This is a genomic window from Microcystis aeruginosa FD4, assembly GCF_009792235.1.
GTDB lineage: Bacteria > Cyanobacteriota > Cyanobacteriia > Cyanobacteriales > Microcystaceae > Microcystis > Microcystis viridis.
On sequence record NZ_CP046973.1, the window covers coordinates 2,659,381 to 2,670,895 of the forward strand.

General features: G+C 43.1%; 14 protein-coding genes and 2 pseudogenes. 6 read left to right on the forward strand and 10 right to left on the reverse strand.

The features are described from left to right. Positions 1–29: 29 nt before the first annotated feature. The 4 genes from GQR42_RS13515 to remA form a co-directional block, all read right to left on the reverse strand. Positions 30–491 (reverse strand): hypothetical protein, encoded by a 462-nt coding sequence (locus GQR42_RS13515; RefSeq protein ID WP_158200359.1) that lies wholly within the window; start codon positions 489–491, stop codon positions 30–32. A gap of 215 nt (positions 492–706) precedes the next feature. Further along, complete coding sequence (clpP, locus tag GQR42_RS13520; RefSeq protein WP_257792647.1) at positions 707–1,345, reverse strand: ATP-dependent Clp endopeptidase proteolytic subunit ClpP; 639 nt, start codon at positions 1,343–1,345, stop codon at positions 707–709. 160 nt (positions 1,346–1,505) lie between these two features. Next, on the reverse strand, positions 1,506–2,060 hold the full coding sequence (gene gmk, locus GQR42_RS13525) for a guanylate kinase (protein WP_158200361.1): 555 nt from the start codon (positions 2,058–2,060) through the stop codon (positions 1,506–1,508). A gap of 12 nt (positions 2,061–2,072) precedes the next feature. Continuing rightward, positions 2,073–2,342 (reverse strand): extracellular matrix/biofilm regulator RemA, encoded by a 270-nt coding sequence (gene remA, locus GQR42_RS13530; RefSeq protein ID WP_002737924.1) that lies wholly within the window; start codon positions 2,340–2,342, stop codon positions 2,073–2,075. Between the two features lie 310 nt (positions 2,343–2,652). Here remA and GQR42_RS13535 point away from each other — a divergent pair, with 310 nt between their 5' ends. From GQR42_RS13535 to psbV, 3 genes are all read left to right on the forward strand, one after another. Then, positions 2,653–2,898: a hypothetical protein gene (locus tag GQR42_RS13535; protein ID WP_158200362.1), complete on the forward strand. Its 246-nt coding sequence runs from the start codon at positions 2,653–2,655 to the stop codon at positions 2,896–2,898. After that, entirely contained in the window at positions 2,885–3,091 is a 207-nt protein-coding gene (locus GQR42_RS13540) for a hypothetical protein (RefSeq protein ID WP_002735525.1), read from the forward strand. Before GQR42_RS13535 ends, GQR42_RS13540 begins: the two co-directional genes overlap by 14 nt. A gap of 128 nt (positions 3,092–3,219) precedes the next feature. Beyond that, positions 3,220–3,705, forward strand: a complete 486-nt coding sequence (gene psbV, locus GQR42_RS13545) for a photosystem II cytochrome c-550 (protein WP_158200363.1) — start codon at positions 3,220–3,222, stop codon at positions 3,703–3,705. Positions 3,706–3,757: 52 nt separating this feature from the next. On the opposite strand, the gene GQR42_RS13550 is transcribed toward psbV, so the two are convergent. Further along, the gene (locus tag GQR42_RS13550) at positions 3,758–4,462 is read right to left on the reverse strand and encodes a DUF3226 domain-containing protein (RefSeq protein WP_158200364.1); all 705 of its coding nucleotides are present in this window, start codon (positions 4,460–4,462) and stop codon (positions 3,758–3,760) included. Next, positions 4,440–5,534, reverse strand: coding sequence for an AAA family ATPase (locus GQR42_RS13555; protein ID WP_158200365.1), 1,095 nt, complete (start codon positions 5,532–5,534; stop codon positions 4,440–4,442). The genes GQR42_RS13550 and GQR42_RS13555 overlap by 23 nt, the downstream gene beginning before the upstream one ends. Positions 5,535–5,714: 180 nt before the next feature. On the opposite strand from GQR42_RS13555, the gene GQR42_RS13560 reads away from it, so the two are divergent. Continuing rightward, positions 5,715–7,220 (forward strand): UbiD family decarboxylase, encoded by a 1,506-nt coding sequence (locus GQR42_RS13560; RefSeq protein ID WP_158200366.1) that lies wholly within the window; start codon positions 5,715–5,717, stop codon positions 7,218–7,220. A 214-nt stretch (positions 7,221–7,434) separates the two neighbouring features. Here GQR42_RS13560 and GQR42_RS13565 read toward each other — a convergent pair whose 3' ends face one another. The 3 genes from GQR42_RS13565 to ndhC are packed head-to-tail and all read right to left on the reverse strand — an operon-like array spanning position 7,435 to position 9,092. After that, on the reverse strand, positions 7,435–7,938 hold the full coding sequence (locus tag GQR42_RS13565) for an NAD(P)H-quinone oxidoreductase subunit J (RefSeq protein WP_002780471.1): 504 nt from the start codon (positions 7,936–7,938) through the stop codon (positions 7,435–7,437). After that, positions 7,939–8,682, reverse strand: a complete 744-nt coding sequence (gene ndhK, locus GQR42_RS13570; protein ID WP_158200367.1) for a photosynthetic/respiratory NAD(P)H-quinone oxidoreductase subunit K — start codon at positions 8,680–8,682, stop codon at positions 7,939–7,941. A 47-nt stretch (positions 8,683–8,729) separates the two neighbouring features. After that, positions 8,730–9,092 (reverse strand): photosynthetic/respiratory NAD(P)H-quinone oxidoreductase subunit C, encoded by a 363-nt coding sequence (gene ndhC / locus GQR42_RS13575; RefSeq protein ID WP_002739390.1) that lies wholly within the window; start codon positions 9,090–9,092, stop codon positions 8,730–8,732. A gap of 211 nt (positions 9,093–9,303) precedes the next feature. Here ndhC and GQR42_RS13580 point away from each other — a divergent pair. Further along, a pseudogene (locus GQR42_RS13580) lies at positions 9,304–9,558 on the forward strand (helix-turn-helix domain-containing protein); the annotation flags it as partial. On the opposite strand, the pseudogene GQR42_RS13585 reads toward GQR42_RS13580, so the two are convergent. After that, positions 9,547–10,761, reverse strand: a pseudogene (locus GQR42_RS13585) (ISL3 family transposase). The pseudogenes GQR42_RS13580 and GQR42_RS13585 overlap by 12 nt on opposite strands. A gap of 341 nt (positions 10,762–11,102) precedes the next feature. Here GQR42_RS13585 and rpsN point away from each other — a divergent pair. Beyond that, positions 11,103–11,405, forward strand: a complete 303-nt coding sequence (gene rpsN / locus GQR42_RS13590; protein ID WP_158200368.1) for a 30S ribosomal protein S14 — start codon at positions 11,103–11,105, stop codon at positions 11,403–11,405. Positions 11,406–11,515 lie beyond the last annotated feature (110 nt).

Sequence of the window (11,515 nt, forward strand, 5' to 3'; positions counted from 1 at the left end):
AACCAGTAACCAGTATTTTTGCTCGCTGCCTAAAAGGGGCAATCGTTGTCGTCTTCGTCTTCAAACTGCACATCCCACTTAGCAGAAAGTACCTGAGTAACCATGGCTTCGAGGGTATCAGCATTGAGACGGGCTTTCATCTCGGGGTCTTGCAGTGGATTACTCAGGGGAATCAGCCGTAATTGCCGATTGTCTTGGATCAGATCAAAATAGGTTTCACCGTCGGGAGAGCGGGTTAGACGCAGATAATCGAAGCTATAGGTATTGAGATAAAGACTGTAGTTAGCGACTAGGGTGCTTTGCTGATAATCGGCGAAAACTTCCACTATCCATCCCTCCCCTTCACTCTGAATCACCCCTTCGAGGCTGTGGATGTAGCGAACTCGTCCGAGATCATCGAGGAGACGACGCATATCTTCTTTAGCGATTACCACGCCAGAGTCAATAATACAGGGGGCGGGCAGGGGCTGTGAGGGTGGATGATAGTTCATAGGGATTGCCAGTAAAAAAATTTCCGTTAATAACCCACCGGGGGGTTTCTACCGATTCCTGTTGCAATTTTCTTCGGGTTACGTCTCGATCTTAACCCAATCCGCTAGAACTTTTCACTGTTATTTAATATTAATAACGACGATCGATGATTAATTTCCGCTTACTAAATATTTACAAAAATCTGGGTAGACAGAGCCTACCCAATCATAATTGTTTACCCCCTAGGGTTGGAAGCGGAAGGACTGCGATCGATCACTTGATCGATTAAACCATAGTCTAGAGCCTCTTCGGCGGACATAAAGAAATCCCTTTCCGTATCCTCGGCGATAAGGTCGAGAGGTTTACCCGTATGACTAGCTAGGTGTTCATTGAGTAATTGTTTGAGATAGAGAATTTCTTTGGCCTGAATTTCGATATCGGTGGCCTGACCTTGGGCGCCGCCGAGGGGTTGGTGAATCATGATCCGCGAGTTGGGTAGGCTCATTCTTTTGCCCGGTTTGCCGGCACTGAGGAGAAAAGCCCCCATACTGGCAGCTAAACCGATACAAATGGTGCTGACATCGGGACGGATTTGATTCATGGTGTCAAAAATCCCTAATCCAGCCGAAACGGAACCACCGGGGGAGTTGATATACAAGTAAATATCTTTTTCGGGGTCTTCTGCTTCTAGAAAGAGTAATTGGGCGACGATTAGGTTAGCCAGGTCGCTGGTTACTTCTTGTCCCAAAAAAACGATTCTTTCCCGGAGTAGTCGGGAGTAGATATCGAAGGCGCGTTCGCCCCGGCCTGTGGTTTCAATAACGGTAGGAATCATTGCACTTTCTTGTCTTGCTGCTGCGGTTAGTTTTTTGATTGTAACTTAGGGAATGGGGGGTAGGGATTAGGAGATAGGGGAATGGGGGGATAGGGAAATTGGGGAGGTGGGGAATTGGGGAGGTGGGGAATTGGGGAATTGGGGAAGTGGGGAATTGGGGAATTTCAACTAAAACCCTAAAACCCCAACACCCTAAAACCTAACGGCTAAAAATAATCTTCTCGAGGGCATCTAGGGCGGTTTCTAGGTCATCGTTGACGATTTGAGCGGGGAATTCCTCGCTGGCGGCCAATTCTTCTCGGGCGCGCTCTAGACGAAGGGCGATCGCTGTTTCGGCATCTTTGCCCCGGTCGCGCAAACGACGTTCTAATTCCTCGAAACTGGGGGGTAGGATAAAGATTCTCCTCGCTTCGGGGAAGCTTTGACACACCTGTCTGGCCCCCTCTAATTCGATTTCTAGAATTACGGTCTGGCCTGCCACTAATTGAGCGGCGATCGCTGATTGGGGAGTTCCATAATAATTGCCTGCGTATTCGGCCGATTCTAGAAATTCTCCAGCTGCCATTTTCTCCTCGAAACTGGGACGGTCGAGAAAGTAGTAATCTTTCCCCTCAATTTCACCCGGTCGAGGTGGGCGCGTAGTAGCGGATACGGACAGGTAGAGGTTAGGGAAACGAGTTAGTAAATGCCGGACTAGCGTACCCTTGCCCACACCGCTAGGGCCAGTAATGACGATTAATTGACCGGGTTGCATGGGGTTAATAACTTAGTTGCTACTATTAACAGGGGCTTCTTTGTTGACCACGAAACGGTGAGCCACGGTTTCCGGTTGAATGGCCGACAGCACCACATGACTAGAATCGGTGATGATCACCGCACGAGTCCGTCTTCCATAGGTAGCATCGATTAAACAGCCTTTATCCCGAGCATCACTGATGATGCGTTTGATAGGAGCCGATTCTGGGCTAACGATGGCGATAACCCGATTAGCGGAAACAATATTACCGAAGCCGATGTTGATCAGTTGTATATCCATAAGTTAACAAAGGTGTAGTTCTTTGTACAAAAGAGTGTGGAGGTATGATTACAATGTTATCGAGAAAGATTTAGCCTTACAACGCTAAAAATAACATTCTTAATCACATTTTAGTATTTTTTCAGGTTTTTTGCGATTTTAATTAAATTTGTTTACACGAGTCTCTATCTTAGGGAGTAAATAGTCCAAAAGTCGGGAAAATTAGGGAATTTTGAGGGTTTGGGGAGTTGGGTGATGGGGTGATGGGGAAGTGGGGTGTGGGGTGTAGGGTGTAGGGTGTGGAGTGTAGGGGGAGTGGGAATTATGAATTATGAATTATGAATTGGGGAGGTGGGGAAGTGGGGAAATTGAACTAAAACCCCAAAACCCCAAAACCCCAAAACCCCAAAACCTGTCTCCTGACGACCGACGACCGACGACCGACGACCGACTCCTGAATCCTGACGACCGATCACTGATCACTGTTAAGAATGTCCCCGGCAATGGCATGATAATTATGGTAACTAATAAGTATTCTCTATCCTTGGTGGGTGCGTTAGACTATGGGTTTTGCTGATCTATCGATCGCTGATATTGCGGCAGAGTACGATCTGGCCGATGAATCTGTGTTGTCACTTTGCGACCAATTAGGCATCTCCTATAAAGATCGGCAGACTAATCTCGCCCTAGAAGATGCTAAAGCAATTATCTCACTGATTTTATCCCAACGCTCAGGAGTAACCGCCTCTAAAACGGAAACGTCCCCTTGACTTTATTCCCCACTGCGATCTTCTCGGTGTCCGTGATCACTTAGAATCGATCAACACCCTCCCAGAGGAGAAAATTTTTTAGTCACCTTAAAATCCCCTTTCTTGGAACAATTGCGAGTAGGAGAACAATGATCAAACGTTTGATGGTAGCAGCGATCGCTGTAGTCTTTTTTGTATTACAATTCAATCTTAACGGCGCTAGTGCCTTAGAACTCGATGAAAAAACCCTCACCATCACCCTCAATGACGCAGGGGAATCGGTGACTTTGACTTCTGAACAAGCGACGGAAGGACAGAAACTTTTTGTCGCCAATTGTACTAAGTGTCACCTGCAAGGTAAAACCAAAACTAATAATAATGTCAGTTTGGGTCTGGGTGATCTGGCAAAAGCGGAACCCCCCAGAGATAATCTGTTAGCATTGATTGATTATCTAGAACATCCCACCAGTTACGATGGTGAAGATGATCTAAGCGAATTTCATCCCAATGTTAGCCGTCCCGATATCTTCCCAGAATTACGCAATCTCACCGAAGATGATGTGTATAACGTCGCCGCTTATCTGTTGGTTGCTCCCCGTCTAGACGAGCGCTGGGGTGGTACAATTTACTTCTAAATTGCACTCCATATATTCCCCGATCCCTCTAGATTTCTAGGGGGATTTTTGATTAGACAGCAAATAGTTGTAAAAATTCTTTGAGTTCATTTAATACTTCATGCTCAAAGTTCCAAATGTCTTTTTTGGTTAAAGCATGGGATAAATTACAATATTTCTTAGCCTCTCTTTTTTCATTCTGTGATGGTGTATCTTCCCTGATATAGTTTTGAATCCACAATTTATCAATTTTTTTACGATTTATATCAATATTTTTTTGTGCAAGACAGGATCGCCAAGCTTCTACACAATCAGCATGGGGAGAATCTTGGGTTTTAATTTCTCTCAACACTGTCTCTAGTTCCCCCTGTTCATTAACATGAAGAAAATGACAACCTATTTGAGTATTCGTAGAAGCATTTAATTGAAATAGCTTTTGGGTATCATCTATCCTGGCTGCTTCTCTAAAAACTCTTTGAATACATTGACTAACCAGAGCAAGTCTTTCTTGTCTGGTTTGTTCATCTAAATCTAAAACAATACCTATCTTTTGAATATCATCTTTGAGCAAGGTGTTATTAAGTCGTTTCAGCCGTTGTTCAAGGCTACGATAATTTTCTCGTTCTATTCCGTCTAGAATATAAAATTCAACAATAGTTATCGTTAGATGAGTCGATTCATTAATATGCTCAATAATAGCTCGTAAAAAAGCCGCATCATCTTGACTCTCAACAATCATTACATTAGCCACGATTCTACTCACCTCTGATTCGATCATTGTGCTTGAGAGCATAATCTAAGATATCTAATTCACTTTTAATACCGATAATTTTATCAGTTCTGGGACTTCTGGCTAGTTCAAAATAGGCTCCCTGTTCTGGATAATATTCTAACCCCACATCGGCAAAAGCTTGGATCATTTCTAAACTATGGGTTGTGGCAAAAATTTGGCTATCTAGTTCCATAGCTAATCGGAATAAAGTTTTCCAAAGCTCTGGGTAAGCAGTATAGTGAAGACCATTTTCTATTTGATCGATAAAAATAATTTTTTGCGGATTAAGCAGTAGAGCAAAAATCATCTCTATCAGACGATTAATAGCTTCACCAAACAGAGATATGGGGAGGCGTTTTCTTTCTTTTCTTTTCAGATATAAATTTGGTTCGCCCAGAAAAAAACTTTCTATTTTTTCAAGAGACGGATCGAGAATTTGTAGAGCTTTTAGCACTTCTTCTTCCTGTTCATTAAAAACTATTTTAGTATAGGACTCGCTCAATTCTTTCAAAGATTTATTGGCAGATGCGGCAATGATTACTGGTTCCTCATCACCCGCATCAGGTAAAGCTAGTATTCCCTCAGAACTAGCAATTAAAAAATAGTTCAGTTGACCATCATTTGAGTCATTATCATGGTCAAAACTTGTGTGAATATTTAAGATAGAAATAACTGATTTATTTTTAGCGATAAAATCGTATAATTTTTGTAAGTCTTCAGAGATGCCTAGAACAGTATCTTTAAGAGAATCGGAAATCGATATTTTTACCAATTTATCTCCTTGGTTAGATTGGGAGCCTTTTAACTCAATAATATTTTTTCTATCAAGATTGAATAATAAATTATCCCAAGCATTTTTAGGAACAGCCTGAACAACTGCTAAAGATTGCCTACGAATGATTCCTCTGATGTAGGGATGAATAGTATTTGGATAGGGATAACTATATAAAAATATTGCCTCTAACAAGGCGGTTTTCCCTGAATTGTTTTTACCACCAATTAAATTAACTCGCTCAAAACCTTCAATTTTGGTATGCTCAAAACATCTAAAATTACTAATTTCAATATCCTTAATCATATTGACCTCTGGGCTGAATAAGCATAAATTTAGGGGTAGGAATGACCCTGGCAAGATGGGGATTTTTTTACTTAATTCTAGACGAGAATCGCCTCCAACTCTCAAAACAGTGACTACCCCCCACCGAAACTGCCGCCCTAAGAGATAATAGAGACAGGGATTTATTTACATTTCTTCATCATGGCTAGAGACTTACGAGGATTTATTAAGCTTTTAGAAGATCGTGGGCAATTACGCCGCATTAGTGCATCGGTCTCTGCCGATTTAGAAATTGCCGAGATCGCTAATCGGATGCTACAGGTAGGGGGACCGGCCCTACTGTTTGAAAAAGTGCAAGGAGCAGAGTTTCCCGTCGCTATTAACCTGATGGGAACGGTAGAACGCATCTGTTGGGCGATGAACCTGAATAAACCCGAAGAATTGGAAGATTTAGGCAAAAAACTCGCCCTGTTGCAACAACCGAAACCGCCGAAAAAACTCTCCCAAGCGATCGATTTTGGTAAAGTGTTGTTTGATGTGCTGAAAGCCAAACCCAACCGTAACTTTTTCCCTGCCTGTCAACAGGTGATTTTAGAGGGGGATGAAGTAGATTTAAAGAAAATTCCGATGATTCGCCCCTATCGGGGGGATGCAGGCCAGATTATCACCCTAGGGCTAGTAATTACTAAAGATTGCGAAACGGGAACCCCTAACGTCGGTGTCTATCGCTTACAGCTACAGTCTCACAATACCATGACCGTCCACTGGTTATCCGTGCGCGGTGGGGCGCGTCACCTGCGAAAAGCGGCACAAATGGGCAAAAAATTAGAAATAGCCATCGCTTTAGGGGTTGATCCTCTGATTATCATGGCCGCTGCCACTCCCATCCCCGTAGATCTCTCAGAATGGCTGTTTGCGGGATTGTACGGCGGTTCCGGGGTACAGTTAGCCAAGTGTAAAACCCTCGCTTTGGAAGTGCCGGCCGACTCAGAAATCGTCCTCGAAGGAACAATTACCCCCGGAGAGGTATTGCCAGATGGACCCTTTGGTGATCACATGGGTTACTATGGCGGTGTGGAAGATTCACCCCTGATTCATTTCCACTGCATGACCCATCGTCGCGACCCCATTTACTTAACCACTTTTAGCGGTCGTCCTCCCAAGGAAGAAGCGATGATGGCTATCGCTCTTAATCGTATTTATACGCCGATTTTGCGGCAACAGGTGTCGGAAATCAGGGATTTTTTCCTGCCGATGGAGGCTTTAAGCTATAAAGCGGCGATTATCTCCATTGATAAAGCCTATCCCGGACAAGCGCGGCGAGCGGCCTTAGCTTTTTGGAGTGCCTTACCCCAGTTCACCTATACTAAATTTGTCATCGTCGTCGATAAGGAGATTAATATTCGCGACCCCCGGCAAGTAGTTTGGGCAATTAGTTCTAAAGTGGATCCGGTTCGCGATGTGTTTATTCTCCCGGAAACCCCCTTTGATAGCCTCGATTTTGCCAGCGAAAAGGTCGGTTTAGGGGGGAGAATGGGAATTGATGCCACGACAAAAATGTATCCTGAAACCGACCACGAATGGGGGGAACCTTTGGAGTCGGATCCGGCCATGGCGGTCAAGGTTTCCCAACGCTGGTTAGAATACGGTTTAATCGATATTAATTTACAAGAAGTGGATGCCAATAAGTTTGGCTACGAAATGTAGATTTAACCGACTAAATAGTCAATAGCTTATCTTGTCCCTAAATCTCAAAAAAATCGGGCTAGAAATATCTTCTAACCCGATAAGTGGTCGGACAAAAGTAAAGTTAACCGTGGGAGTCAGGAGTCAAGAGTGAGCAAGAATTGCCAGAATTACATTTCTTAAGACAGACGACAGAATTTATGTCCGACTACTTATTACTGATTAAATTCTCGACTTAGTAAGCGTCCTGTAGTTCGTAGAATTCGGGAGAAACGTAGTCTTTGCGTAGAGGCCAACCTACCCAATCTTCTGGCATTAAAATCCGTTTCAGGTGGGGATGTCCTTCATAAATAATGCCGAACATATCATAACTTTCTCGTTCTTGCCAGTCAGCTGCTTTCCAAATCCAGTAAACCGAAGCAACCCGGGGATTATCTCTGGGAAGAAAGACTTTTAAGCGCACTTCCACGGGACTATCGACATTATCGGTTACTTTGACCAGATGATAGAAACTAACTAATTCTTTCCCCGGTCCCAAATCGTAAGCACCCTGACATTGGAGATAATTAAAGCCATAAGCGTATAAAGCAGTGGCCAGAGGAATTAAAAAGTCTGCTTCTACTTTAATCAATTCCACACCACTATGGTCAGCTTCTAAAGCTTGATGCTCAAAACCATTTTCGCTTAACCAAATCGAAGTGGGGCCAGCTTGCACAATAGCTGTCGTTTCTTCAGTCATTTAGATTTCTTCCTTTTGTTTCGTGGTCAAAAGAGCGGGGGGAACAGGCATACCGGTGGCTTCTAGCAACTCTTTCGGAGGTGCTTGACGGGTGGCCGATTGCAGATATTTACCCGTAAGAATCGGTTCCGTGGCCTGCATTTTGTGGGTAGTGCTGTAATAACGATTGGTTTGCTGGAGGACAGTCCCACGTTCTTGAATAGATTCGTTAGCGACTTTTTTCCGCAGTTTAATAATCGCGTCGATAATCGCTTCCGGACGGGGGGGACAACCGGGTATATAGACATCCACGGGGATAAGCTTATCTACCCCTCTAACTGCGGTGGTGGAGTCACTGCTGAACATTCCCCCCGTAATCGTACAGGCACCCATGGCGATCACATATTTAGGTTCTGGCATTTCTTCATACAGACGCACCAAAGCGGGGGCCATTTTCATGGTAATTGTACCGGCAGTGATGATTAAATCGGCTTGCCTGGGACTAGAACGGGGAACTAAACCAAAGCGATCGAAATCAAAACGGGAACCAATCAAGGCTGCGAACTCGATAAAACAGCAAGCTGTACCGTATAGCATCGGCCAAAGACTTGACAAACGCGCCCAGTTATACAGGTCATCAACGGTAGTGAGTATGACATTTTCCGATAAATCCTGGGTAACTTTCGTGCGTTCGATGGGATTGAGGATTTTTTCGCTTTGTTGTTCGATAATTTGCTTAAATTCGCTGGTAGGGTTGGGAATCATCGGGTTATCCTCTCATGAAAAGTCAAAAATCAGGAAAATTATGGCCGTTATGACCATTCTAAGGCTCCTTTCCGCCAAGCATAGACGAGAGCAACCACAAGGATAGCAATAAAGATCAGTGCCTCTACAAAAGCTAATAGGCCCAATTGATTGAAAGCTACTGCCCAAGGGTAGAGAAAGACGGTTTCCACGTCAAAAACCACGAAAACGAGGGCAAACATATAGTAACGAATGTTAAACTGAATCCAAGCACCGCCGATCGGTTCCATCCCCGATTCATAGGTAGTGCGTCTTTCTGGACCACCACCACTAGGCCGTAGGACTTTGGAGGCCGTTAGGGATAGGATTGGTACTAAACTGCAAGCGAGCAGAAATCCTAGAAAATACTCGTAACCTTTGAGGACAAACACTTGGTTTTTTTCTCCTTATTCGCTATCGACAGGGAAAGTTGTCGGCATCTCTATGGCTACTTATTATATAGGCTTTAGCAACCCGTCTCTCTCTCAAAAGCAGCATTGAAGATTGCCAATTCAAAAATGAAACGCACGACTCCTCAAGAGTTGACAGAGAAAGGCTCATCAGGTACTGTCTGATCAATACAACAACAAATCAGACCCAAAAATGAGCCGCCAACATCTTAACATAGAACAAAGAAACTTGCTCTACGAACTTAGTCAAGAGGGAAATTTATCTCAACAGCAAATGGCCGTCTTGCTCGGATGTCATCAAAGCACAATATCACGAGAATTAAGAAGGAATCAAAGTTCCCTCGGCTGCTATCTACCTGACACAGCACAAGCTAAAAGCGAGACTCGCCCCAAAAACGCCAAACAACCCTGGCTCTTCGTTACTCTTTATGCTAAATCAACAGCCAAAATGCCAAGACAACATACTTCTAACCCAAAAATTCCGAAAGTTTCTCAAGCCATAGCCTCGCCGTTTTATTAGTTTAAGTTTATTGTTGATTCCCTCGACTACCCCATTCGTTGTCCTTCGCTCGAAATAACTAATGATTTCTCCAAACCAGTTTCTGATTGTTTGACAACTCTTGGTAAAAACACTGGAGGATTTGACCAACCATTCCGAGATGGATAGCAGTCCTTCTCTCGGATTCTTTGAGGTTTCGTACATCCTTCTGAATTCTTCCTTTAATTCGTGCATCTCTTTCAAATTTGCCCAATTTTCTTTGATAGCTTCTAGTTTGATTTTTTGGGGTTCCGTTAAATCTTCTTCATTTTTCAACCGACTATATTTACTTCGCTTTAAAACTTCTAGTTTTGCTTCTTTTTCCGCTTTCTGTTTTTTATTTTTCTGCGCTTCTACGGCTCTTTTTTCTGCTCTTCTCTGTTCGTCTAACTCCTGATTAATTTGTTTCATGACATGGAATATATCGGCGACTACCTCGGCCGATGGCATCAATTCTTTCACCAAATTTTTATAGGACAACCAAAGAGCTATGCTGACTTCTTCAATTGGCTCTAACACCTCTTTTCCCTAGTCTGTAAGCGTTTTCCTCAACTCAAGAGTGTGTTCGCTTCTCTAGAATAGCTATTAGTTTTCCCGTATCTAAATTTACTAAAACTGCACAGTATTTTTTTGTCCTTTGACTAGAGCGATTTCATCAATTCCTAGTCTTTTTAATTCCGATAAGTCTGGCTCTGTAATTTCTTCGGCGATGTCCTCTAACATTCTTTGAATCTCTTCTTCCGTTACGTCATTTCTTCGACTAACATTTAAAATATCTCCTTCTTTTAATTGTTCGAGTATATTTTCGGCTAGTCTTTTCGTATAGGTTCGTTTACTGGCGACAAAATCTAACTCTTCACTAAAGGGTTTTCGACAATTATTGCACTTAAATTGACGACGATTAACTTGTAGGTACACTGGTTGTCCTGAGATTGGTAAATCTTTGACTAAATGTCGATGATTTTGGTGTAGTTTATCGCTCTCTAACCCACAACGAGGACAGGTCGCTTTTTGATTTTTCGATTCGACTGGTCAAACTATACCGATATTTTCTAGGTGTCGATAGCCTTGAATAGAGGTTCCTTCTAGGTTCAAAAATTTGTCAAGTATCATAAGTAAAATACTCGGGTTTTTGGCTATTATATCAAATCTTAACTCGATTGTCTATCTTTTGGTATTAACCAGTTTGTGTCTTAAGTCTTTTCCTATATGGATTTCAGCTACTTTTGGGCGTAGGCGCTCTCATCGAATTTTATTTTAAGTTAATTATTTGCATAACAAATTCCGAAGAGCCTAAAATTTTCAACCAGGACTTTAAGACTTAATATCAAGAAATGTTACCTTTGTCACCAGTGTTAGGGAGCGGGCAGAATTATAGTCTGACAGCCAAGGAGAGATTCAGGTTATAATGGAAAATGCTGTCTTTACAGGTTAAATCTTTTTCGAGAAACCCCATGGCAAAAAAATCGATGGTAGAACGCGAGAAAAAACGCGCTCGTCTCAGACAAAAATACGAAGCTAAACGGACGGAACTAAAAGAACAATTCCGTACCGCCGAAGATTTTGAAGAAAAACTGGCAATTCACCAAAAATTACAGGAATTACCCCGCAATAGCGCCCCCAGTCGTCACCGCAACCGTTGTTTAGCGACCGGCAGACCGAGAGGATACTATCGCGATTTTGGTTTATCCCGCAACGTTTTACGGGAATGGTCCCACCAAGGTCTCTTACCAGGTGTGGTCAAGTCTAGCTGGTAGTCAGAAACAATATCTAGGGAAACTACCGGGATAGAGGCGTGGTTTTTGCGTCTCTATTGCTGTTTTTAGGTAATTTTAGCGATAAAAAAACCCTCGATCGAGCGATCGAG

Coding starts and splice junctions, on each gene's coding strand:
- ndhK (WP_158200367.1), bottom strand. CDS start 8,682: ATGATTCCCAACCCTACCAGCGAATTTAAGCAAATTATCGAACAACAA.
- GQR42_RS13565 (WP_002780471.1), bottom strand. CDS start 7,938: ATGACTGAAGAAACGACAGCTATTGTGCAAGCTGGCCCCACTTCGATT.
- psbV (WP_158200363.1), top strand. CDS start 3,220: ATGATCAAACGTTTGATGGTAGCAGCGATCGCTGTAGTCTTTTTTGTA.
- rpsN (WP_158200368.1), top strand. CDS start 11,103: ATGGCAAAAAAATCGATGGTAGAACGCGAGAAAAAACGCGCTCGTCTC.
- GQR42_RS13550 (WP_158200364.1), bottom strand. CDS start 4,462: ATGATCGAATCAGAGGTGAGTAGAATCGTGGCTAATGTAATGATTGTT.
- GQR42_RS13555 (WP_158200365.1), bottom strand. CDS start 5,534: ATGATTAAGGATATTGAAATTAGTAATTTTAGATGTTTTGAGCATACC.
- GQR42_RS13515 (WP_158200359.1), bottom strand. CDS start 491: ATGAACTATCATCCACCCTCACAGCCCCTGCCCGCCCCCTGTATTATT.
- GQR42_RS13535 (WP_158200362.1), top strand. CDS start 2,653: ATGAATTATGAATTGGGGAGGTGGGGAAGTGGGGAAATTGAACTAAAA.
- GQR42_RS13540 (WP_002735525.1), top strand. CDS start 2,885: ATGGGTTTTGCTGATCTATCGATCGCTGATATTGCGGCAGAGTACGAT.
- remA (WP_002737924.1), bottom strand. CDS start 2,342: ATGGATATACAACTGATCAACATCGGCTTCGGTAATATTGTTTCCGCT.
- GQR42_RS13560 (WP_158200366.1), top strand. CDS start 5,715: ATGGCTAGAGACTTACGAGGATTTATTAAGCTTTTAGAAGATCGTGGG.
- gmk (WP_158200361.1), bottom strand. CDS start 2,060: ATGCAACCCGGTCAATTAATCGTCATTACTGGCCCTAGCGGTGTGGGC.